The organism is Desulfomicrobium apsheronum, from assembly GCF_900114115.1.
Lineage (GTDB): Bacteria > Desulfobacterota > Desulfovibrionia > Desulfovibrionales > Desulfomicrobiaceae > Desulfomicrobium > Desulfomicrobium apsheronum.
Genome location: NZ_FORX01000013.1, coordinates 23,927 through 45,735, shown reverse-complemented (window position 1 = coordinate 45,735; position 21,809 = coordinate 23,927). Strand labels below are relative to the sequence as shown.

At 57.8% G+C, this 21,809-nt stretch carries 19 protein-coding genes; 6 read left to right on the top strand and 13 right to left on the bottom strand.

Annotated elements, in window-relative coordinates; all coding sequences use genetic code 11:
* Positions 1-12: 12 nt before the first annotated feature.
* The 4 genes from BMZ40_RS12355 to BMZ40_RS12340 form a co-directional block, all read right to left on the bottom strand.
* Positions 13-288 (bottom strand): HU family DNA-binding protein, encoded by a 276-nt coding sequence (locus tag BMZ40_RS12355; RefSeq protein ID WP_092193878.1) that lies wholly within the window; start codon positions 286-288, stop codon positions 13-15.
* A 435-nt stretch (positions 289-723) separates the two neighbouring features.
* Positions 724-2,535 carry a YgiQ family radical SAM protein gene (locus tag BMZ40_RS12350; RefSeq protein WP_092376159.1) on the bottom strand — a complete coding sequence of 604 codons (1,812 nt, stop codon included), beginning with the start codon at positions 2,533-2,535 and terminating at the stop codon, positions 724-726.
* Positions 2,536-2,648: 113 nt separating this feature from the next.
* Positions 2,649-3,212, bottom strand: a complete 564-nt coding sequence (locus tag BMZ40_RS12345; protein ID WP_092376156.1) for a periplasmic heavy metal sensor — start codon at positions 3,210-3,212, stop codon at positions 2,649-2,651.
* Between the two features lie 198 nt (positions 3,213-3,410).
* On the bottom strand, positions 3,411-3,740 hold the full coding sequence (locus BMZ40_RS12340; protein ID WP_092376153.1) for a nucleotide pyrophosphohydrolase: 330 nt from the start codon (positions 3,738-3,740) through the stop codon (positions 3,411-3,413).
* A gap of 239 nt (positions 3,741-3,979) precedes the next feature.
* Between BMZ40_RS12340 and zraS the strand changes: the two genes are divergently transcribed.
* Both zraS and BMZ40_RS12330 read left to right on the top strand, forming a co-directional pair.
* The gene (zraS, locus tag BMZ40_RS12335; protein WP_092376150.1) at positions 3,980-5,332 is read left to right on the top strand and encodes a two-component system sensor histidine kinase ZraS; all 1,353 of its coding nucleotides are present in this window, start codon (positions 3,980-3,982) and stop codon (positions 5,330-5,332) included.
* Positions 5,329-6,663, top strand: a complete 1,335-nt coding sequence (locus BMZ40_RS12330; RefSeq protein WP_092376147.1) for a sigma-54-dependent transcriptional regulator — start codon at positions 5,329-5,331, stop codon at positions 6,661-6,663. The genes zraS and BMZ40_RS12330 overlap by 4 nt, the downstream gene beginning before the upstream one ends.
* A 10-nt stretch (positions 6,664-6,673) precedes the next feature.
* Here BMZ40_RS12330 and BMZ40_RS12325 read toward each other — a convergent pair whose 3' ends face one another.
* Entirely contained in the window at positions 6,674-7,459 is a 786-nt protein-coding gene (locus tag BMZ40_RS12325; protein ID WP_092376144.1) for a carbon-nitrogen hydrolase family protein, read from the bottom strand.
* 300 nt (positions 7,460-7,759) lie between these two features.
* On the opposite strand from BMZ40_RS12325, the gene BMZ40_RS12320 reads away from it, so the two are divergent.
* Positions 7,760-9,067, top strand: a complete 1,308-nt coding sequence (locus tag BMZ40_RS12320; protein WP_092376141.1) for a (Fe-S)-binding protein — start codon at positions 7,760-7,762, stop codon at positions 9,065-9,067.
* A gap of 25 nt (positions 9,068-9,092) precedes the next feature.
* On the opposite strand, the gene BMZ40_RS19625 is transcribed toward BMZ40_RS12320, so the two are convergent.
* The 4 genes from BMZ40_RS19625 to BMZ40_RS12305 all read right to left on the bottom strand — a co-directional run bounded on the left by BMZ40_RS19625 (position 9,093) and on the right by BMZ40_RS12305 (position 11,461).
* On the bottom strand, positions 9,093-9,245 hold the full coding sequence (locus BMZ40_RS19625) for a hypothetical protein (RefSeq protein ID WP_177193154.1): 153 nt from the start codon (positions 9,243-9,245) through the stop codon (positions 9,093-9,095).
* 176 nt (positions 9,246-9,421) lie between these two features.
* Positions 9,422-10,519, bottom strand: a complete 1,098-nt coding sequence (locus BMZ40_RS12315; RefSeq protein WP_092376138.1) for a HigA family addiction module antitoxin — start codon at positions 10,517-10,519, stop codon at positions 9,422-9,424.
* Positions 10,512-10,859: a type II toxin-antitoxin system RelE/ParE family toxin gene (locus BMZ40_RS12310; RefSeq protein ID WP_092376362.1), complete on the bottom strand. Its 348-nt coding sequence runs from the start codon at positions 10,857-10,859 to the stop codon at positions 10,512-10,514. The genes BMZ40_RS12315 and BMZ40_RS12310 overlap by 8 nt, the downstream gene beginning before the upstream one ends.
* Positions 10,860-11,170: 311 nt before the next feature.
* On the bottom strand, positions 11,171-11,461 hold the full coding sequence (locus tag BMZ40_RS12305; protein ID WP_342707896.1) for an EAL domain-containing protein: 291 nt from the start codon (positions 11,459-11,461) through the stop codon (positions 11,171-11,173).
* 272 nt (positions 11,462-11,733) lie between these two features.
* Here BMZ40_RS12305 and BMZ40_RS12300 point away from each other — a divergent pair, with 272 nt between their 5' ends.
* On the top strand, positions 11,734-14,049 hold the full coding sequence (locus BMZ40_RS12300; protein WP_092376359.1) for a cysteine synthase: 2,316 nt from the start codon (positions 11,734-11,736) through the stop codon (positions 14,047-14,049).
* 121 nt (positions 14,050-14,170) lie between these two features.
* Here the strand turns inward: BMZ40_RS12300 and BMZ40_RS12295 are convergent, their stop codons facing one another.
* The 3 genes from BMZ40_RS12295 to BMZ40_RS19620 form a co-directional block, all read right to left on the bottom strand.
* Positions 14,171-14,947, bottom strand: coding sequence for a response regulator (locus tag BMZ40_RS12295; RefSeq protein WP_092376135.1), 777 nt, complete (start codon positions 14,945-14,947; stop codon positions 14,171-14,173).
* A 70-nt stretch (positions 14,948-15,017) separates the two neighbouring features.
* Entirely contained in the window at positions 15,018-15,716 is a 699-nt protein-coding gene (locus BMZ40_RS12290; protein WP_092376357.1) for a response regulator, read from the bottom strand.
* A gap of 579 nt (positions 15,717-16,295) precedes the next feature.
* Positions 16,296-16,466, bottom strand: a complete 171-nt coding sequence (locus BMZ40_RS19620; protein WP_177193153.1) for a hypothetical protein — start codon at positions 16,464-16,466, stop codon at positions 16,296-16,298.
* A 213-nt stretch (positions 16,467-16,679) separates the two neighbouring features.
* Here BMZ40_RS19620 and BMZ40_RS12285 point away from each other — a divergent pair, with 213 nt between their 5' ends.
* Together BMZ40_RS12285 and BMZ40_RS12280 are read left to right on the top strand one after the other, a co-directional pair.
* Positions 16,680-19,697: a hybrid sensor histidine kinase/response regulator gene (locus BMZ40_RS12285; RefSeq protein WP_177193152.1), complete on the top strand. Its 3,018-nt coding sequence runs from the start codon at positions 16,680-16,682 to the stop codon at positions 19,695-19,697.
* Positions 19,697-21,094 (top strand): sigma-54-dependent transcriptional regulator, encoded by a 1,398-nt coding sequence (locus BMZ40_RS12280; protein ID WP_092376129.1) that lies wholly within the window; start codon positions 19,697-19,699, stop codon positions 21,092-21,094. Before BMZ40_RS12285 ends, BMZ40_RS12280 begins: the two co-directional genes overlap by 1 nt.
* On the opposite strand, the gene BMZ40_RS12275 is transcribed toward BMZ40_RS12280, so the two are convergent.
* The gene (locus BMZ40_RS12275) at positions 21,091-21,294 is read right to left on the bottom strand and encodes a hypothetical protein (protein WP_092376126.1); all 204 of its coding nucleotides are present in this window, start codon (positions 21,292-21,294) and stop codon (positions 21,091-21,093) included. The two genes, BMZ40_RS12280 and BMZ40_RS12275, sit on opposite strands and share 4 nt — an antisense overlap.
* Between the last annotated feature and the right edge of the window lie 515 nt (positions 21,295-21,809).

Sequence of the window (21,809 nt, the reverse complement as noted above, 5' to 3'; positions counted from 1 at the left end):
CATGTCAACGGCCTAACCGTTGAGATAGTCCAGCAGCCCTTTGCCGGCCTTGAAAAAAGGCATTTTCTTGGGCTTGACCTGCACCGACTCCCCGGTCTTGGGGTTGCGGCCGACATAGCCTTCGTACTGCTTGATCTTGAAACTGCCGAACCCCCTGATTTCAATCCGGTCTCCGCGCAGCAAGGCGTCGCGCATGGAGTCGAAAAAGCTGTCCACGATGGTGGAAGCTTCATCGTTGGAAATCTTGATTTTTTCGGCAAGGGACTGAATAAGTTCGCTTTTGTTCATTGTTCGCTCCAGATTGCGATTCGGGAAAACTCATGATCCTCAAGGGATGGTTCATGGACGCCGGGGCATTTGTTCAAGGCAGACCGGCCAATGTCCAAGGCAATAGCTTGGGGCAAAAGATACGGTCCATCATGAAAATTCAGAACTTCATAATAAAAATCAAGAACTATGGGAAGTTATTCTCTTCATGTTCTTAAAAAAAAATTATCTTCCGCCGGGCTCTCGGCCACGTTTGGCCCTCGACCGATTGCAGATCAGGCTCGGGCTTCCGGTAAAAATCTTCTTCTATCTGATATTACAGTCAAATCTAGAAAAAGACAATTCCCTTCTTGAAAAATGTGCATAAAAATCAAAGGACAAAAAATGTCCGCCACGCCCTGCGCATCAGGGAAGGACGGGCGTAAGGCGGGCAATGGCCCGAAGACAGGGAGTTTTTTATTTCTTTTTGCGGCCCGATTTTTTCTTTGCGGGGCCAGCACTTCGCGCGGGCGCTGCACAACGGTTCGCGCAGCTTTTCGGGCGAGGTTCGCGCCTTGCGTCCATGGGACGCCCGGGAGCCCTGTCTTCAGGCGGGAGCAGGATGCGATGCTGGCGCAGCCGTTCTTCGTCTGTGCGGGGCACATGGACGGGTTTGCCTTCCGGCGTGATGCCAGCATGATACATGGCCGTGGCCACGGCTCCGGGGATGGGGATGAAGCACTGCACCTGTCTTGGCTTCCAGCCGCGGGCGCCGAGCCATCCTGCCAAGGCGCGCATGTCGTCGTCGGTGGTGCCCGGGAAGGCGCTCATCAGGTAGGGGATGACGTATTGTTCCTTGCCCGCCTGTTTCGATTCGCGGGCGAAGATCGTCAGAAATTCTTCGAAAACGCGGTTGCCTGGTTTGCGCATCAGCCGCAGGACGTGGTCGCATACATGCTCGGGCGCGATTTTGAGCTGTCCGCCCACGAATTCGCGCAGATAGCCGCCAAGGGCAACCATGTCCTTAAGGGCCAGATCGAAGCGAACTCCGCTGGCCACGCGCACGCCGCGCACGCCAGGAGTGCGGCGCAGGGTGCGCAGCAGATCGAGGTGGGCCTTCTGGTCCATGCTGAAATGCGGGCAGACGGTGGGCGTCATGCAGCTTGCCCGTTTGCAGGGCTGGCCTTCCTTGTCGCAATACGCGCCCCACATGTTGGCGCTGGGGCCGCCGACGTCGGAGACATGGCCCTTGAAGTCAGGGCTTGCCGCCATGCGGCGGACCTCGTCCAGAATGGAATCCCGGCTGCGCGAGGCGATGCGTCGGCCCTGGTGCAGGGCCAGGGTGCAAAACGAGCAGCCCCCGCCGCAGCCGCGATGGCTGGTCACGGAGTCGCGGATCATCTCCTCGGCCGGAATGGGCTGGTTGTAGGCGGGGTGAGCCTTGCGGGCGTAGGGCAGGGCGTAGACCCTGTCCATTTCCGCCGTGGTCAGCGGAGTGGCCGGCGGCGCGATCAGGATGGATCGGTTTGCGACGCGCTGCACGGCCCACTGCGTACCGTCGTGGACCTGCTTTTCGAGCAGGAGTGTGGCCCGCATCAATTCCTTGGGGTCGGCAAGCATGTCTTCGTGGCTGGGAAGCTTGATATCTGCGGGGAGATCTCCGTCGGCGATGACGGTGCCGGGGATGCCCCTTAAATCCCGGTCTGCCTGCAACCGGGTCGCGATGTCCAGGATGGCTCGTTCGCCCATGCCGTAAACCACGGCGTCGGCCTTGGCATCAAGGAGGATGGGCTTGCGCAGGGCATCGGTCCAGAAATCGTAATGCGTGATGCGCCGCAGCGAAGCCTCGATGCCGCCCAGAACCACGGTCAATCCCGGAAAGGCGCGTCGCAGCAGGTTGGTGTAGACGATGCAGGCCCGGTTGGGCCTGGCTCCGGCCCTGCCGCCGGGCGTGTAGGCGTCTTCGGAGCGTTTTTTGCGAAAGGCGGTGTAGTGGGCCAGCATGGAGTCGATGGCTCCGGCCGAGACCCCGGCGAAAAGACGCGGGCGGCCCATGACGAGCAAGTCCTCGGGATCGTTCCAGCGCGGCTGGGTGATGATGCCGGTGCGCAGTCCCTGCGCCACCAGCGTCCGGCCCAGAAGGGCCATGGCGAAGGAAGGGTGGTCCACGTAAGCATCGCCGCTGACCAGAAGCACATCGAGTTCGTCCCAGCCAAGCTGGTCCATCTCATGGCGGGTCATGGGCAGAAATTTGGGCTGGGGAAGGGATTTGCTGGAAAAAAGGCTCATGGTTCGGGCCTATAGGCCCCCGCGCCCGAGTGGGCAAGAACAAAAAAAGGCGGCCCGAAGGCCGCCCGGCAGGCGATGTCGCCCTGAGTGCGAAGGGGTTTTCTTAATGTGCCTTATGCGCCCGGAGTGGCGGGAGCGGCGTTCGGGGCTGGCACCATGCCCGGACCCGTGCCAGGATTCATGCCAGGATTCATGCCCCGGCCCATGCCACGCTGGCCGAATTCACCGTGGCCGCGGCCATGTCCGCCCTTGCCCCGGCGGTCATGCATGCCAAAGCCCATGGGCAGGTCGATGCCGATTTCCTTGCTCACCCGGGCCTGCAGGGCTTCGCGCTTGGTCTGCATCTGGGCGCGCAGGTCGCTCAATTCGCCGACCAGGGCGGTGATGGTTTCAGGCTTGGTGTTGGGGTTGCCGGACAGGGCCTTGAGCAGGGTGTGCTTCTCCCACATGGCATTGCGCATGGGGGTCATTTCCTTGCGATGTTCGTCCAGAATGCTTTTGAGCTGGTCCTGCTTTTCCTGGGGCAATTGCTGGATGGCAGGGTTCATGTTCCGGCCCGTGCAGTCCCCGGCGCCACCCATGCCGCCCATGCCACGCATGGGGCCGGCGAAAGTCAGGGTGCTGAGTACGACGATGCCGAAAATGGCCAGGATTGCGATGCTTGTCGTTCTTTTCATGAGATCCTCCAAATGGTTTTGATTAGCGAATGTACCAGAGAGGATATCAAGGGGCGTGCCAGAGTGGGTTTTATTTCTCAACTATCTGTTTTATTGAGCTTTTTAAGCCGTGATTGTCGATTGTTTCGCTTCTGCCCTCGTGCAGGCGGATAGAATCTGACCACCTGCCTGAAGCTTTCGGTCAGAATCTGACCAGGTTCAGGCCGAATGCAGCTTTGGATTGTTTTTGTGGCGATTTTTGTCGCGCAGTGTTTTCTTTTCCAGGTTGCGGCGCATGGCTTCCGTCAGATCGACCCCGGTTTGGTTGGCGATGCAGGTCAAAACAAAAAGGACATCGGCCAGTTCGTCGCCCAGATCGTTTTTTTCGTTGTCCTTGAAACTCTGGTCTCCGTAACGGCGGGTCATGATGCGGGCCACTTCGCCGACTTCTTCCATGAGAATGCCGAGGTTGGTCAGTTCGGAAAAATAGCGGACCCCGATTGTTTTCACCCAGGCATCGACATCTTCCTGCAGTTCGTTAAGGCTCATGATGCGCTCCTTTTCGGCCTGCCTACGAAATCCTTTCCTGCGTGGCAATGTGCGCGTGACCGATGAGTTTTGAAGTCCGTCACCGTCAAATGAAACAGCGATTTGTAATGGGGCCTGCCATGACCGGGCAGGCAGGATATTTGCTAGAAGAGGGCTTCGTTGGTAGTTTCCATGTTCAAGGATGACAATCAGACCGCGAGGCGTGCCGGGCATGCCTTGCTTCAAGGACGGCACGGGCAATGATCAATCAGGCACCTCTTTCGACATCCATCTTCTGGCGGCGGCGCGGCCTTATCCTGCTTGTGCCCGCAGTGCTTACGGCCGCGATTCTGATCTGGCTCGCCGTGGAGGGACGCGCGCGGGAGCAGCGCACCATCGCCCGCATTCTAACCACCCAGGGCGAGACCCTGATCCGGTCCGTGGAGGCCGCCCGGCGCATGGGCATGCGCGGGCAGGATGGGCGGCAGTTTCGCCTGCGCTTTCTCATGGACGAGATGATCCGGCAGGGGGACCTGCGCTTTTTGGGGCTGATCGACGCGGCAGGGCGCTTCGAGGCCCTGAGCGAGGCCGAGCCGGGCAGCGGCGTCACGGCGGAGGCGCTGTCCGCCCTGCCCGCATCCACGGAGCCCGCGTGGGCCATCATCCGGCCCGGCGACGATCCGCTCTTCGTGGTCTATCGCTATTCCCGTCCGCCCCGGCGCACAATGCACGGAGGCATGATGCACGAGACCGTCCCGAATTCAATCGATGAGCGCACGCTCATTGCCGTGGGCCTTGACGCCTCGCTCTACCTGCGCGCCGTGCGCAAGGATGTCCTGACCCTGGCCATGGCCGGTGGTCTTGGTCTAGCCTTGGCCTTTGCCGGGGCGGTCACGCTTTTCTGGCGACGCAAGGTGGCAGGGCTTGAAAGAGAGGTGGCCCGGCAGGAGCGGCTGGCCGCGCTTGGCACCCTGGCCGCCGGAGTGGCCCACGAGATCCGCAATCCATTGAGCTCCATCAAGGGCTTTGCCACCTATTTCGGCGCCAAGTTCGAAGCCGGGACGCAGGATCGGGAACTGGCCGAGGTCATGATCGGCGAGGTCGACCGCCTGAACCGCGTCGTGACCGAGCTGCTTGAACTGACCCACCCTGCGCAGCCGCGCCTTGCGCCCACCGACGTGTCCGATCTTGTCCGGCATGCCCTGAGACTCGTGGAAGATGATTGCCAGGGCAAGGGCATCGCCGTGCAGACCCGGATCGCAAAGCTTGAGAAACAGACTCTCGACCCGGACCGCATGCTGCAAGTCCTGCTGAATCTGTTCCTGAACGCCATCCAGGCCATGCCCCACGGAGGCGTGCTGACCGTTTCCGCGCAGCGCGTGAAGGACCGGCTGGAACTGCGCGTGAGCGACACCGGTCACGGAATCCCGGCGCAGGATCTGGACAGAATCTTCGATCCGTACTTCACCACCAAGAATCAGGGGACCGGCCTTGGGCTGGCCACGGTTAGAACCATGGTGGAGGCCCACGGCGGGCAGGTGCGGATTGCGTCCGAGCCGGGGCAGGGCACGCAAGTGACTCTTGATCTGCCTGTAAAGGGAGAAAATCGATGAAGGCGCGAATTCTGGTGGTTGACGATGACCGGGCCCACATGACCATGCTCGTGGCCATGCTCGGCAGCTGGGGGTACGAGGTCGATACGGCGGATGACGGGGCCATGGCCGTGACCAGGGTGCGCGAGCGCGCCTACGACGTGGTTCTGACCGACGTGCGCATGGCCGAGGTGGACGGGATCGAAGCCTTGCGCCAAATAAAGAGCTACAACCCCTACCTGCCCGTGCTGATCATGACCGCCTATTCTTCCGTGGATGTCGCGGTCCAGGCCCTGAAAGCCGGAGCGCTGGACTATCTGCACAAACCCCTTGATTTCGGGGAGCTGCGCATGGGCCTTGAGCGGGCGCTGGAGCAGGGCGGGGCGCAGCGTTCAGCGCAGGTTGGCGGCGAGGCGGATCCGTTGTCGGAGATGATCGGCGACTCGCCCCCCATGCGCGAGCTTGCGGCCATGATCCGGGCCGTGGCCCCATCCGAAGCATCCGTGCTGATTCTGGGCGAATCCGGTACGGGCAAGGAGCTGGTGGCCAAGGCGCTGCACGAGGGGAGTCCGCGCAAGGCCAGGCCCATGATCACGGTCAACTGCGCGGCCCTGGCGGAAAATCTGCTCGAGAGCGAGCTCTTCGGGCATGAAAAGGGCGCGTACACCGGGGCGCAGCGGCAGCGGGACGGACGGTTCGTGCAGGCCGACGGCGGCACCCTCTTCCTGGACGAGATCGGTGAAATGGCTCCCGCGTTGCAGGCCAAACTCCTGCGCGCCTTGCAGCAGGGGGAAGTGCAGCGCCTCGGGAGCGACAGATCCATCCGCGTGGATGTGAGGGTTCTCGCCGCGACCAACCGCGACCTTGAGGCGGAAGTTCGGGACGGTGGCTTTCGTGAGGATTTGTACTACCGCCTGAACGTCATTGCCCTGCGCGTCCCCGCGCTCAGGGAGAGGCCCGAGGACATCCCTCTTTTGGCACGGCATTTCCTGCACCGCTTCGCTGAACGCAACCGCAAGAGCTATCGCGGCTTTTCGCCCAGGGTCATGGATCTGATGCTTCATTACGACTGGCCGGGCAACGTGCGCGAGCTGGAAAACGTGGTGGAGCGCGCAGTCATCCTTTCGCCCGGCGAATTCGTCACGGAGAATGACCTGCCCGCGACTCTGCGCGGGTCCGAGAAGTCGGCCACGGGTCCGTCTGGCGGCCAATCACTGGAGGATGCGGAGCGCGAGGCAATCGCGCGCACCCTGGAACAGGTGGGCAACAACAAGAGCGAGGCCGCGCGCGTGCTGGGGGTGACCAGGGTCACCCTGCGCAGCAAGATGAAGAAGTTCGGGCTCGATTCGTGAAGGACGCGATCTAGTAGCGGTCCGGCGAGTAGCGCCTGGCGGGCAGGCCCGTGGCCAGTTCCAATTCCAGTTGCTGTACCAGAAGTCCCGGCTGCCCGTAGGGCTGATGAGCCAGGCATGAGCCGTCGGGCGCGACCAGGCTGGTGGCCGAGTCCTGGTAATCGAGGGCGTAGTTCACGCTGGCGAAAAAGATGCCGTTTTCAACGCTGCGGCAGACCATGGCCATTTCGTAATAGGGACCATCCGGGTCTCCCCAGGCCTGGGACGTGCGTCCGGCCGTGTTGCTGCCGGTGCATTGGGGATGAAAGACGATCTGTGCTCCCCGGCAGGCCGACCAGCGAACGGTTTCCGGATAGCGCCACCCTTCATGGCATATGACCACTCCAAACTTGACTCCGTTCATTTCGAAAATCTGCCGTCCCCGGCCGGGGACATAAATTCCTTCTTCGTCTGGATCGAGTTGGGTCTTGCACTGGCGGCCCATGATCTTGCCTTCGGGTGAAATGACCTGAACAAGGTTGTAGCGCCCTTGCTCCGAAGGCCATTCCATGGGCAGGATGACCCCCATTCCATGCTCGGCCGAGGCCTTGCACACGATATCCAACGCTTCGCGCAGCTCGGCTTGTTCACACAGGGGAATGGAAAAATGCTGGCCGCGCATTCCGGGCAGATACGCTTCGGGAAAACAGAGCAGGTCCACGTCGAAAGAAGCGGCCTGGTCCATGAAATCGAGGATGTTCCGGAGCGAATGCTCCAGCGACATGGGAACAGGGGCAGTGGCGAGTCCGATGCGCATAGACGGTCCTTGGATTTGGTGGTGGACGTTCTTTTTTTGCGCGTCTAGCTTGAAATACTTAAAAATTCAAGAGTGCGAAGAGGGGGATACTTATTTATACGTATTTTCATTTTTGTTCTTTTGGTTATAGTAATTAGTTTTATTCAAGCCTGATAATTCTCCAATGTTGGCGGATTTCAAGATTTGCGTGATACATTGCCATTTTCGAAAACGAACATATTGTGTTGACTTGTGAAAATATCTGAAAGATAATTTTAGCCACAAAATTGTGTGGGATAATTTTTTTGGGCAAGGGTAGCCATGAGCACTCCATCTTGTTTCATGAATCCGGAATTGCGCTCCTTTTTGGAACGGTTCGATTTTTCAGCCTGCATGGTCTGCGGATCCTGCGCCAATGGCTGTCCGATCACGGGCACGCCGGGCATGGCGGGATGGGATACGCGCAAGGTCATGCGTCTTCTGGCCAACGGGATGACGGATGAAGTCGTGGCTTCCAATTTTCCTTGGCTATGCACGGGTTGCGGCCGCTGCGCGGGAGTCTGTCCGGCGGGCATCGACATCCCGTCGGTCATGGCCCACATGAAGAGCCTGCGGCCGCGCGAGGCGGTTCCCGGCTCCCTGCACAAGGGCATGGCCAACAACCTGGCCACGGGCAACAACCTGGCCATCAGCCGTGAGGAATACCTCGGCGGCATGTACGATTTGGGCCGGGACCTTGCGGAAGAATGTCCGGGTTTTCATGTGCCTGTGGACAAGAAGGGCGCGGACATCCTCTTTTTTCCCAATTCAAAGGAAGTCTACGGTGATTTCGAGGACCAGTTCTGGTGGTGGAAGATTTTCTACGCCGCCCGCGAAAACTGGACCGTGCCGTCCACCGGCTGGGAAGCCGTGGACTGGGCGCTCTTCACCGGTAACTACGACGGCAATCGCGAGCTTGCCCGCCGCAAGATCGAATACATGCGCTCAAACGCCATAAAGACCATGATCATGCCCGACTGCGGTGGCGGTTCGTATGGCTGTCGCAAGGGCATGTCCTCGCTTGTGGCGGAGAACCCGGACAATGCCGTGGATTTTGTCTATCTCTATGACTACCTTTTGAAGCTGATCCGTGAGGGCCGCATTCGTCTGGACAAAAGCGTGCACAAGGGACGGCGATTCACCTTTCACGATTCGTGCAAACACGGACGGGAACTGGCGGCGCATTACGGCAAGGGTTATTTCGAGGAGCCGCGCGAGATCGTGGCAGCCTGCGTTGATGATTTCGTGGAATTGACCCCGACCCGCGAGAAGAATTTTTGCTGCGGAGCGGGCGGCGGCATGTGGCCCATGCCCTTCGAACAGGAGTCGGCCTGGCACGCGCGCTACAAGTATCAGCAGATCAAGGATTCGGGCGCGGACGTGGTGGTCGTGGGCTGCTCCAACTGCCGCGACCAGATCATGCGCCGCATCCCCAAATTCTACCCCGATTGCACCTACGAGGTGAAATACATCTGGCAGCTGGTGGCCGAGGCCCTGGTCATCGAACCGTGGGATGCCGAGCGCATCGCCGTCGCCGAGGCCGAGGCGAGGGAGCAGTGGGAGCGGCTCGGCGTGGAGCAGGAGGAATAGTAGCCCGACTCCGCCGGGCTTTGGTCTACTTTGCAACCGCCTTGATCAGGTACGACATACCGATGATGGCGTTGCCTTGGGCGTATGCTTCACGGATGTCGCTGTCCTTCCAGCCCAGTTCGCGCAGAGTCACCATTTCCTTTTCGTACACGGCTTCCTTGGCCAGAACTTTGCGCACCACGTGCAGCAGGGCGTTTTCGGTATTGAAACTGGGATCAAACCTTGAATCTTGAATTTTTAGAGTCAGTTAAACGATAAACACCATTTTGTCTGGAATGGTCAGGGCTAAATAATCCAAGAACCAATGTCTGGCCTTGGATTTCAATTTCTTCCTGAACCCCACTTCCTGATCCATCACTCATCGTCCGCGCTTTTCCACCGATAAAACATCTTCAGGCTGTTAAGATGCGTCTTATAGGGAATGATCCCGTCGTGTTGCAGGCGTCCAAGGACAATGCCGGGAGCGATCCCGATTTCTGCGGCAAAGGTTTTGATATCCGATGCCGACAGACCGTCAGCCTTGACGAGCCGTCGCATCTCGGCCGGTGGGATGAGTCTGTCCCTGGCAAAGGCGTCAGCTTCCCTTTCTTTCTCGTCATCGAGCCCATTGCCTTCTATAATCACCGTCTTGCGGCCATGCTTGAGGATATGTCCGGCTTCGTGGAAAAAGGTGAACCAGAGATGGTCATCGCTTTTATAGCGTAGGCTGAGTTGGATTACCGCGCGATCTCCGAGCCACCTGGTGGCCCCCCAAGTGCCTGTCTTCGGCAGTTCCGGGACGAAAACCACGGCCACTCCGGCAGAAGCGCAAAGGGAAATTAGTTGGGGCGTGAAAACATTGGGAGGGGCGGTGGTCAGGGCGCGAATGAGGTCAAGAACCTCCAGAAAACGCTTGCGATCAAAAGGGGCGCACTCGATGCGTTGAGCCTGGATTTCCCCTTGCCGGAGCCACGCGGATACGGCCTCCGCGCATCCTTCGAATCTGGCAGTCTGCCGATAGGCAACCTGATATTCGCTCCAGACTGTTTGCCATTGCGTTGGAGATGCCACGCCGTAATAGCACAGCACCGCGTCGAGCTGCTCGAACGTATTCTTGAGCTTGGGAATCCAGCCCAGCTTTGCCATGGCGGAAACCGGCACCCGCTTGAGCCACTCTAGATACGACGCCATGCGTCGCTGCTCGGCAAGTCGCGTCAGGTCGTCTTGATAGTGGCGTTCCAGGTTGCTCCAAAAGTGGGCCGGGCGCCCCAGAGTGCGTTCGAATTTCAAGGCCGTTTCAGGAGTTATGGGCGCCTTGGCCTTGATGATTTCGTTGATGGTTTTTTTGGTCAAGCCTGTTCGATCCGCAAGCTCGGCCTGGGTCATGCCCAAATCATCAAGGTAATCTGCCAGCACCTCTCCAGGCGTAACCAGATAGTCCGGTATAAATTTGTTATTTTGTACGTTATTCATGGGTATCCTCCACTCCCAAAATTACGATGGCGGTCACCTTTGACCAGTCCAGACCGCCATCGTCGTGCGTGGGTATCGGATCATGGGCAGGAGAAAAAATCAGACGATAGGGATGATCCAAATCTACGGAAAGCTGACCGTTACGTTTGCCCTGCGCCAGTTCGTGGCATCGACCGGGGCCACTTTTGGGCGGCCAGAAATCCATGAGACAAGCCGCAGCTCGAAACTCGCCCATTCGCAGACGAATTTTTCGAGCTCGTTGAACTCCGTGTAGTCTTTCAAGTCGCGCCCCTTCGCTAAATTCCTTTGCAAGCTTTTTGTTTTTGAAAAATATATCCAAAATCATCCTCCGTCAATTATGATTAACCTACTTGGTTAATAATTTTTAACGATATGGAGCAAAACGTCATGGGGCGGCACAATGCGCTGATCTCTTGGCGATAAAATTTTCAAGCCTGTAGCGCACAGAGCGAAGATGACACAAGATATAATTTCAAGGGGTTGCAGCTACGTAGGTAGTTGTCCTGCCCTGTAGGAGGATGAACCGGTAAGCCGTCGGCCGTGACCATGGGTGTGACGCCCCGGAGGAGCGCGTTTGTTGAGAGTTGGTGGAAGCGATTAAAGGATTCAATCCCTCTTTCTTTCCCGACTTCAGTTCGAGCCCCCCTCCAAAATCGCCGTGCGAATCATCTCCCCGGCGTCTTCTGGAATCATGGGTTTCGAGAACATATAGCCTTGGGCTCGATCGCAGTTGATGGACTGCAGTCGGTCAAGCTGTTCCTGCGTCTCCACGCCTTCGGCGGTCACTCTGAGGCCCAGGCTGTGGGCCATGTCCACGATGGAGCGGACGATCTCGGCGTTTTCCTTGGGCGTGTCCGTGCCGCTGATGAAGGAGCGGTCGATTTTTAGGATGTCCATGGGGAATTGGCGCAGGTAACTCAGTGATGAGTAGCCATAGCAGGTCTATCTTTTCCATTATTCCGGTCCGTCGTGCCACCATGCCGAGGCCGCAAAAATGCAATATTGTCGAGGGGAGATTGACAATGGTTTAAAATCATTGGGATTATTTTAAAAAGGGGAGTGTCGGCGCTGCCGCGCGAATCAGTCACCGGTGAGACGGGGAGAGCGGCCCGGGCATGTTCCGCCCCTTGCCCGGAAACGGGTTTTACCCTAGGTTTGCGCCCTTGCGTTCAATCCATCAGCAGGGTTTTTCCATGATTCATCCGACCATTCTCTCTCTTATCGGGGCCACTCCCATAGTTTATCTGAACCGCGTCTTTCCTCATCCGCGCATTCGCCTGGCGACCAAGCTCGAAGCCCAGAACGTCGGCGGGTCCATCAAGGACCGCGTGGCTCTGGCCATGATCGAGGCGGCCGAGGCGTCGGGGGAACTGACCCCGGACAAGATCGTCATCGAGGCCACCAGCGGGAACACCGGGGTCGGGCTGGCCATGGTCTGCGCGGTCAAGGGCTACAAGTTGACCCTGCTCATGCCCGATTCCGCTTCCGAGGAACGAAAGCGCATCATGCGCGCCTTCGGAGCGGAGCTGCGTCTGACTCCCGGCCGTCTCGGCACCGACGGTGCCATCGAGGAAGCGTACCGGCTGGCGCGCGAAGAGCCGCAGACCTATGTGCTCATGGACCAGTTCAACAACCCGGCCAGCATAGCTGCTCATTACATGGGCACGGGCCGGGAAATCATCGAGCAGACCGAAGGCCGGGCCACTCATGTGGTCATCAGCCTTGGCACCTCGGGTACGGCCATGGGCATCGCCAAGCGCATGAAAGAGAGCGCTCCCGGCGTTGAGGTTGTCGCGGTCGAACCCTACGCCGGGCACAAGATCCAGGGCCTCAAGAACATGCAGGAATCCTATCCTCCCGGAATTTACGACAAGCGCGCCCTGGACCGGATCATTCACGTCGAGGACGAGGAGGCCTTCGCCTGTTCGCGGCAACTGGCGCGGGAAGAGGGGATATTGTCCGGAATGAGCGCGGGCGCAGCCCTGGCCGGAGCCTTGCGCATCGCCAGAGAGCTGGACGAGGCCGGAAAAGAGGGGCTCATTGTCTTCATCTGCCCGGATACGGGAGAGCGCTATCTCTCGACCACGCTTTTTTCACCGCTGGCGCGGCATGGCCTGGGGGTGCGCAGCGTGGCCACCGGATGCCTCGAATGCCTGGGCAGTCCGGCAGGCGGACACGCGTTGTTCACGCCGGGGCCGAGCCTTGACGACCTGGGTGAGCTGGATGTCTGGCGGCGTATTGTCTGGCTGGACGTGTTGGCCAAGGCCCTGATCGAGCGTGGGCAGACCGTGCGTCTGGCCGTGGGCCTCGCGGACATGGACGATCGCGCTCTGGCGGCGGCCCGGGAGGCCAAGGTCGGCTTGCAGGATTTCGTGCAAAAAGCGCGGGAGTTCATGCTCGCCCAAGCCAAAGCCTTGGGCGTGTCCGATACCGTGCTCTTTCCCCTGGCCGGAGCCAGTCAAGAACGCGTCCTGGGCCTTGCTCGCAAGCTGCTGGCCAAGGGCCAGGCCTACGAGAAGCTCAGGTCCGTCTATTTCGACGTGACCCGGGACAAGACCTACGGGCAGATTTCGTGCGTGGATACGGCGGGCATGAATCTTGGCTACACTGTGGATCTGGCCGACTATGTGAAAGACAATCCCGCCGACTTCACGCTCCTCAAGCGGGCCACCCTGCAGGATCTCAAGCTGGGGGACGTGATCGAAACCGAATGGGGCAAGGTCCGCCCGAGCTGGTTTTTGCAGCTGGCCGCCACGGCCCTGGACGCGCTGGGTACCGTCACGGTCATGTTTGCCGCCGAGTCGCACCGTTTTCCGCATATGGACAATTTCTGCGCCATCTGGAGCGCCGGGGCCGGAGTGCGGCCCATGGCCTGGATGGTATCCCAGCCCGTGACCCCGCGCGAACAGGGCGATACGGTGCCGTCGCTTACCGAGGCCCTCGCCGTCGCGGGCACCGGACCTGCCCTGCGGCTGTGGCTTTTATCCGCCTCCTACCTCAAATCCCTGGCCTATTCGCCGGAAAGTCTTGTCATGTGGGTCAAGAACCAGAACCGGCTGCAGGACGCCTACGTATCGGCTTCCCTCGGCGGTTCCGGGACGGGTGTTTCCCCACAGCTTGAGCAGGCCATTTACGATCTGAAAACCGCTTTTGCCACGGCGCTCGACGACAACCTCGATCTGGCCCATTTCTGGCCGACACTTTTCGCCTTCGCCAAGTCCGTCAACGCCCGCGCCGGAAAGATGAGCTCGAACGAAGCCAAGCTGGTGGCCGAACAGCTTCTGGCCTGCGACCGGGTGCTCGGCTTTCTGGATCATTCGCGCCTGCCGTTGGCTGAAAAATCCTGGCCGCTGGAGGCCACGGATCTGGTCGGCCGTCGCGAGGAAGCCCGCAAGGCAAAGGATTTTGTCCTGGCTGATGCGCTGCGCGAAAAATTGGCCGCCATGGGCCTCAGGCTTGAGGATCATCCTGCGGGAGTGCGCCTTTTTCGAATGGGGCGCTCGGTTTAGCTGTTTTGGATCTTATCTTGGGCGGGGCATGAAAATGCAGGCGGACCCGAGGGTCAGCGAGGTGTTGATGGAGTGGGGCTGACCAAACGGCTGTTTGGCCGGCCCTCTTTTTTATGAATGGTTACGCGTTGTGGTCTTGAAGATGTTTTTTGATACTTTCCGAGGCTTCAAGGATTTTTGCTTCCATTTTTTCAAAAATCTCCTCGGCACGTAGCATGTCCGATGCGCCATGGCATGCCGATTCGAGAGCCTTTGCCAGCATGTTCATCTCCGTGGCGCCGATCATGAGCGAGGATCCCTTGAGGCTGTGGGCAAGGCGCATGCATTCCTTTATGTTCCTGTTCTTCAGATGCGTTGAATATTCGGAGATGAATTTTGCTCCGTAAGCGGGGAACTCGCGCAATATGTTGAAAAACGCGGATTCGTTCCCCAGGAAATTCGACAAGGCGTGGGACATGTCAAACCCTCTGATCTTCAGGGGATGATCCGTGGCCGCTCCGATCGGGTCTTCGCTTTCCTGGGGGGAGAAGAAAGCCATGACTTCGGTGCGTTCCAGAGGCTTGTGGAAAATACGAAGCGAGCTTCCCGCATGCATTTTTTTCAAAATGATTTCCGGTTCCTCGCCGGTCAGCAGAAAGATCTTGTCTTTCGTGGCTGCGCCGTTGTCCTGCAGGTGTCGCGCGAGGTCTATTCCATTCATGACGGGCATGTGAAAGTCGAGCAGGATCAGGTCGTAGCTGTTCGCCTTGGCAAGGCTTGTCGCCTGATCGGCGTTTTCGGCCAGGTCAACCTTTAAGCCGAGATTCTCCAGGACTTCGGAGGTGACGCAGCGGCAGATTTCGTCATCGTCGACCACGAGAACCGATTTTTGCGGAGAGCGCAATTTGCTTTCCATCATCCTGCACTCCTTTGTGTTCGCAAGTCCCTCGACTTTTTGCTGTGCGATTGGTTTTTTGGGACTCGGCTTCTTAAAGTTTGTTGGAGGATCCGGTCCGTTTCAACTGTCTGCCCGTATCGATTTCGTCGTCCGGCAGGAACAGGCTGCCGTGGCGCAACTCGTTGCAGCTGTTGATGCCGAGCTTGCCGAGGATGTTGGAGCGGTGTTTGTCCACCGTCTTGATGCTGATGAAGAGTGATTCGGCGATCTCCTTGCTTTTCCAGCCGTCTATGATGAGTCTCACGATTTCCTTTTCGCGGGTGGTGAGGTTTTGCATGGGGGGCAGCGCCTTGCGTTGCCTGTTCACAAGGAGGTAGTCCCTGACGATGACCTTGGCCAGGTGGGGGCTTATGAACAAGTCATCGTCCAGGGCATATTGCACGGCCAGGAACAGTTCGTCCGGATTCGATCCCTTAAGGACATAGGCGTTGGCCCCATGCTCCAGGGCGTCGAAGATGAAATCGTTGTCGTCGCTGGCCGTGAGTACGATGATCTTCACGTTCGGCTCGATTTGTCTGATTCTTTGCAGAACCTCCGTACCCGGAATGTCCGGGAGCCGCAAATCAAGCAGAATCACATCCTGCTTTTTCATTTGAAATGACCTCAGCGCCTCTTTCCCGGTGGCGACATCATCGTCGATCGTGTATTCGCCGTGCATGTCGATCATGGATTTGAGACCCATCCGCAGCAGGCTGTCATCCTCGACCAGCAGAATCCTTTTTTTTGTCATGGGCGTTTCTCTTTGTTTTTTTGTCTGGGCAGAACCGGTGGCATTTGATTCAGCTTTCTTGGTCTTTGTTGCACGAACCGGGCAGGAGCTTTTGCCGGTTTTGGCCTCCAAGGCTTGAACTATCCGGGGAGTTCCGTGCTATTTCCTTCTTGCTTCAACCACCCAAATTAATGAAATCCGACCATTGCCCTTGTCATTTGTAAGAGTTAATAAATAGTTTTACCCACTCTTTTAATATACATTGTGCAGTATTTTTTACTTATACATGCTAAGGGTTTTTCGTGCTTAATTTTGGATTTTTGGAATTTGGGAAGGGCCGAATACGGCCGTAATAAATCAATTTTGTCTATCGGGATGAATACGTATGTTGACTAAGGGAATATGCGGATGAAGCAGACATCCTTCAGAATACCGTTACGGATACGTACCTTACTCTTGGAGAGAAAAATGCACTGATAAATGTATGCGGGGGCAAAAAAATACCGCCGGGATCGGCGGCGTGGGGGGTTTGACTTTAGTCGGAGGCAAGTCCAAAAAAAAGCCGCGAAGTGCGGCTTTTTTCGATGGAATCGCGAAGTGCTATTTACGCGAACTTTTGTTGATTGTTTCCACGAGTTCCGCGGCGACCTGAATTTCGACATCCTGCTGGGCCTGTTCGTCGAGAAGCTGGGACTTGGGCCATCTGCACCTGTGATAGGATATGGTGGCTTTTTGCGACAGCTGTTCGATCTTGGTCAGCATGATGCCCATCGCTTCCTGGGTTATGATGAAATGTCCGCATTCAATATATATCTTCAGATAGAATATATGGATTCCAAAAGATATTCTGGAGAGAAGATAAATGAAATACTCTTTAATTATTATAAATTCAAATTCAAGACGACACATTTTGATCTCATAGTCACGTCTGACAACAATGCCTATGAGTTTATTTCAGAGCACGGCGAGGACCTGTTTCCCGAAGTGCCCATAGTTTTTTGCGGGATCAATGACGTGGAGGCCGGAGAGGTGCCCATGCGCTCACGCATGACCGGAGTGCTGGAAGAATTCGAAGTCCCGTGGAACATCGAGCTGGCTCTCAAATTTCATCCGGGCAAGAAACGCCTGGTGGTCATCGGCGATCAGAGCATGACCGGGGTGGCCATCGCCAATCAGGTCCGGGCGCAGGTTCCCGGCCTGCCCTCTGAAATTGAAGTTGAGTTTCTGGACGAGTTCACCCTCGACGAACTGATATCAAAGGTGCGTTTCGCCTCGCCGGACAGCATTTTCTTCTTCATCCCTTTTTACAAGGATGTGGGCGAGGCCGTGTATTCGGCCCAGGATCTGCTTGAAATCGTCTGGCGGGAGACGAGCGTGCCGCTCTACAGCGCATGGGAGTTTCTGCTTGGCCACGGCATGGTGGGCGGAAAGATGATCAGCGGCTACAGTCACGGCCAGGCCGTGGCCGAGATGGGGCTGCGCATTCTGGACGGCGAATCCCCGGCCGACATCGAGATATCCGTCAGCCCCGACGATCCGCCCAAGTTCGACTACCGCGTGCTCATGCGGCTTGGGATCAATCAGAAGCTCCTGCCCGCGGGGAGCATCCTCATCAACCAGCCTTCGCCGTTCTATTCCATCAACAGGCACCAGTTCTGGACCATCATCATCAGCCTTGTCATCCTGTCGCTGGTGCTGATCCTGCTGGTGATCAACATCTGGGAACGCAAGCAGATCGAGGTGCGGATCAAGAACCAGCTCTCGTTTTTGCGCACCCTCATGGATACCTTGCCCATCCCCATCTATTTCACCGATCGGGGCGGGGCCATCGCCGGCATCAATCGGGCGTTCGAGCACTGGTTCGGGGTGAGTTGGGAGCACGACAAGGGTTTCGAGTCCCAGGAACTGGCCCTGGCCGAGACGCGTTTCGCACCCCTGCTCGACCTGCGCATGGATTCCTACGAGGCCCAGGTCCGGCACGGTGACGGCTCCTTGCGCTCGGCGGTGCTGCACAAGGCCACCTACGCCGACGCCCAGGGCGAGAACGCCGGGATAGTGGGCGTCATCTACGACATTTCGGATCGCAAGAAGGCCGAGGACGACCTGCGCGCGGCCGAGGAGAAATACCGCACCATCTTCGAAAACTCCGCCCTGGGCATTTTTCAGACCACCCCCGACGGCTCCTGGATGGTCGCGAACCCCGCCCTGGCCAGGATGCTCGGGTACCCAAGCCCCGAGGATCTGATCGCGGACAATCCGAATATATCCTCCCTGTATTTTCAGCAGAGCGACCGGAAGAGGGTCGTCGACCTGTACCAGCAGAACAGGGGCAGCGTGGAGTTCGAGGTCCTTTTCCGCACCCGCGCGGGGGATATCATCACCGCCAATCTGAACGCCCGTGCCGTGCGCGGATGCAACGATGATTTCTGTCATTTCGAGGGTTTCGTCGAGGACATCACGGACCGCAAGGCCGCAGAGCTGGCCCTGGCCGCTTCCGAGGCCATGTTGCAGCTGGTCCTTGATACCATTCCCCAGCTTGTGCACTGGAAGGATCGGGAACTCAGGATCATCGGCGCGAATCGAAATTTTCTGGCCCATGTCGGCCAGACCGAGCTCTCGGCCATCTATGGCAGAAAGTACGCCGAGGTTGTGAGCTATCCCCATGAAGTTGAACAGATTTCCAGGCTCGACGAGGAAGTGGTCGAGACCGACGGGCCACGCTTCAGGCTGCGCCTGGAGACCCGCAACCGGGACGGCGAGAACATGTGGCTGCTGGTCAACAAGGTGCCCCTGCACGGGCCACGCGGGGAGGTGGTGGGCATCCTCAGCACGGCCGAGGACATCACCCAGACCATGAATCTGGAAAAGCAGCTGCTGCAATCCCAGAAGATGGAGGCAATTGGCACCTTGGCTGGTGGAATCGCTCATGATTTCAATAATATATTGACATCCATCATGAATTCCACCGAGCTCGCCATGGAGGATATCCCCGAAGACAGCCTGAACTGGAAGGATCTGGAGCGCTCCCTCAAGGCCGCCGTTCGCGGCAGCGGTCTGATCAAGCAGATCCTGACCTTCAGCCGTCCGACCCAGGAAGGATTTCTGCCCACGGACCTGCGCGAGGTTGTCAGCGAGGCCGTGGCGCTGATTCGCGTCTCCATGCCGCGCAACATCACGGTCCTGTCCGAAATTGACGATGACTTGCCGCTTTGCCTTGCCGATCCGACCCAGGTTCATCAGATCGTCATGAACCTCGCCACCAACGCGTTTCAGGCGCTGGGCGAGGGCGGCGGCAATATTTCCATCCACCTGAGCCGGATGACGCTGGACCGCGACGACACGCAGCTCGGCAACCTTGCCCCGGGCATCTACAGCAGGCTGTGCATCGAAGACGACGGTCCGGGCATCGACGAGAACATCCAGGACAAGATCTACGATCCCTTTTTCACCACCAAGGGCAAGGGCGAGGGCACGGGCCTCGGACTGGCCGTGGTGCACGGCATAGTGCGCAACCACGGCGGGGAAATCAGGCTTTCAAGCACCCCCGGATTCACCCGCTTCGACATCCTCCTGCCGACCATGAACGACCTGTGCCTCCTGCCCGGCGAGTGCGCGGGTGCCCTGGTCATGGGCAACGAGCGGCTGGCATTCATCGAGGACGACGAGGATCAGTTGATGCTCATCCCTCGTGTTCTTGAGCAGCTCGGCTATGAAGTGCATTCCTTTCAGAATCCAGCCGAAGCCATTTTCGCCATTTGCGACGAAGAGTTGCCCTTTGATCTGGTCATTACCGACTACGACATGCCCGGCATGAACGGCTTCGATGTTGCAGGGATTCTGCAGGAGCGGCGTCCCGACTTGCCGGTGATCATGGTGTCGGGGAGAAAACAGGCAGAGGAATTCCTGGGCCAGGCCGACAACATCAAGTTTTTTCTCGGTAAACCGTACAACAGGGACATGGTCGGACGAGCCATCCGCGATGTCCTGGACAAGGATGTATGATGGCCAGGATACTCATTATCGACGATGACCCGCAGGTTTGCGAGACGCTTGAGAGCCTCATTTTTCGCCTTGGTCACGAATGTCATGCCGCCCATACGCTTAAAGACGGGCTGGCGCGGCTGGCCGGCATGGAGTTCGATCTGGTCTTTCTTGACGTGCGCCTTCCTGACGGCAACGGGCTTGAGGCCCTGGGGCAGATTCGCAACCACGAGGCTCCTCCCGACGTCATCGTGTTGACCGGTCAGGGAGATCCAGACGGTGCCGAACTGGCCATCCAGGGCGGGGTTTGGGACTATCTGGTCAAGCCTTCGCCCATCAAGCAGATCAAGGAAACCTTGAACCGCGCCCTTGCCTACCGTCAGGAGAAAAGTGCCATGGGCCAGTCCCTGGCCCTGGATCTGAAAGACGTGGTGGGGGAGAGCAGCGTCATGCGCCAGTGCTACGAGCGCATCGCGCAGGCCAGTGGATCGGATTCCACAGTGCTGGTCACCGGCGAGACGGGAACCGGCAAGGAGTTGCTGGCCCGCACCATCCACCGCAACAGCCTGCGCTCGGAGCGCGCTTTTGTGGTCGTGGATTGCGCTTCCCTGACCGAGTCCCTGCTTGAGAGCATTCTCTTCGGCCATACCAAGGGCTCCTTCACCGGCGCCGCACGGGACAGGATAGGACTGGTCAAGCTTGCCGATCAGGGCACGCTTTTTCTGGATGAAATAGGGGAGTTGCCGCTCTCGGCACAGAAGACCTTCCTGCGCGTCCTGCAGGAGCACAGCTTCAGGCCGGTGGGGTCGAATCAGGAACTGGAGAGTGATTTCAGGCTCATCTCGGCCACCAACCGGGACCTTGCGGCCATGGTCAAGGCCGGTGAGTTCAGACAGGACCTCTTCTATCGCATCAATACCATCCAGTTGCATCTGCCCGCCCTGCGTGATCGCGAGGAGGACGTGATCATTCTGGCCCGTCACCATATCGACAAATTGTGCCGGCAACGCAACATTCCGATCAAGGAGATGGATCCGGAACTGGTCGAGATGCTCAAGCGTTACGATTGGCCCGGCAACGTGCGCGAGCTTTTCAATACCATTGAACAGGCCTTTGTGCTGTCGGGAGCCGAGAAAACGGTCTATGCCCAGCACCTGCCTCAGGCGGTGCGCATTCGGGTCGCCAAGACCATATTGGGCAAGGTAAGAGCGGATGGGGAAGCGGGGCCGGAGGAAGCGCTAGAGGAAGTGGAGGAGGCCCTGCCCACATTGAAGGACTTCAAAACGTCCAAAGAGAGGGAATATCTGCTCAGGCTCGTGGGCAGCCACGGCAAGGATATTCAGAAGATGCTGGCAGTCTCGGGGCTTTCACGGTCGCACCTTTATGCCATGCTCAAAAAGCACGATATCGAAGCCTAATAATCCTGTTCTTCGTCCTGCTCTTTGCCGAGCCAGTATTCTTTCCAGGAATCAACGATATATTCAGTCTTGACCAAGACGCTGTCGCCGTCGTTGATGCGCTGTTTTTGCATCGAGGTCAGCAGTTGTGACAGCTGCATTGTTTCGTTTCGCGACAATCCTCGAATCACGCCATTTTTTGTTATGCTTTTTCCTTTCATGTTAAACCTCCAGATAACCATATATAAAGCAGCTTTTGCCTTCATGGCAAGCCGCCTGTTTCATTTTTTGTGCAAAATTGCTGCCAACGACTTTACGGTATCGCGTATCATTCTTCCGTGACATCCAAATAAAGCTGTTTTTTCAGGATATTGTCGCGGATGTTATTTTTGATTTCGCTCCCGGGATGCAATATTTCATAAGAATTTTTGTGCAAATTTGAAACACCGGGCGCGTCAGGATGATACGATTATTGCAAATTTGAAACATTCGCTGGTCCATGGGATTGGTCGTTCAAGGTCCCGCAGGGCGAATCTGAAGCGAGACTGAAGAAAAATGGTTGTTTAGTCAACCAAATTGTATTACACTTTCGGGATCAATTCGTGTCCGGAAAATCGGACGGCGGCTTGGCTCTGATCATTAATGCTGCGCGTCTGACAGGGCCCGGCGGGCATGGGGATTTTCGGGGTTGAGCGTCAATCTTCCTTTGTCGGAGATTATTTGAGGAAGTTGTCGA

What these genes read in the sequence shown, in the direction of transcription:
- BMZ40_RS12325 (WP_092376144.1), bottom strand. Translation starts at nt 7,459, where the DNA reads ATGCGCATCGGACTCGCCACTGCCCCTGTTCCCATGTCGCTGGAGCAT.
- BMZ40_RS12320 (WP_092376141.1), top strand. Translation starts at nt 7,760, where the DNA reads ATGAGCACTCCATCTTGTTTCATGAATCCGGAATTGCGCTCCTTTTTG.
- BMZ40_RS12355 (WP_092193878.1), bottom strand. Translation starts at nt 288, where the DNA reads ATGAACAAAAGCGAACTTATTCAGTCCCTTGCCGAAAAAATCAAGATT.
- BMZ40_RS12290 (WP_092376357.1), bottom strand. Translation starts at nt 15,716, where the DNA reads ATGACAAAAAAAAGGATTCTGCTGGTCGAGGATGACAGCCTGCTGCGG.
- BMZ40_RS12345 (WP_092376156.1), bottom strand. Translation starts at nt 3,212, where the DNA reads ATGAAAAGAACGACAAGCATCGCAATCCTGGCCATTTTCGGCATCGTC.
- BMZ40_RS12275 (WP_092376126.1), bottom strand. Translation starts at nt 21,294, where the DNA reads ATGAAAGGAAAAAGCATAACAAAAAATGGCGTGATTCGAGGATTGTCG.
- BMZ40_RS12340 (WP_092376153.1), bottom strand. Translation starts at nt 3,740, where the DNA reads ATGAGCCTTAACGAACTGCAGGAAGATGTCGATGCCTGGGTGAAAACA.
- BMZ40_RS12295 (WP_092376135.1), bottom strand. Translation starts at nt 14,947, where the DNA reads ATGATGGAAAGCAAATTGCGCTCTCCGCAAAAATCGGTTCTCGTGGTC.
- BMZ40_RS12315 (WP_092376138.1), bottom strand. Translation starts at nt 10,519, where the DNA reads ATGAATAACGTACAAAATAACAAATTTATACCGGACTATCTGGTTACG.
- BMZ40_RS12350 (WP_092376159.1), bottom strand. Translation starts at nt 2,535, where the DNA reads ATGAGCCTTTTTTCCAGCAAATCCCTTCCCCAGCCCAAATTTCTGCCC.
- zraS (WP_092376150.1), top strand. Translation starts at nt 3,980, where the DNA reads ATGATCAATCAGGCACCTCTTTCGACATCCATCTTCTGGCGGCGGCGC.
- BMZ40_RS12330 (WP_092376147.1), top strand. Translation starts at nt 5,329, where the DNA reads ATGAAGGCGCGAATTCTGGTGGTTGACGATGACCGGGCCCACATGACC.
- BMZ40_RS12280 (WP_092376129.1), top strand. Translation starts at nt 19,697, where the DNA reads ATGGCCAGGATACTCATTATCGACGATGACCCGCAGGTTTGCGAGACG.
- BMZ40_RS19620 (WP_177193153.1), bottom strand. Translation starts at nt 16,466, where the DNA reads ATGGGCATCATGCTGACCAAGATCGAACAGCTGTCGCAAAAAGCCACC.
- BMZ40_RS12300 (WP_092376359.1), top strand. Translation starts at nt 11,734, where the DNA reads ATGATTCATCCGACCATTCTCTCTCTTATCGGGGCCACTCCCATAGTT.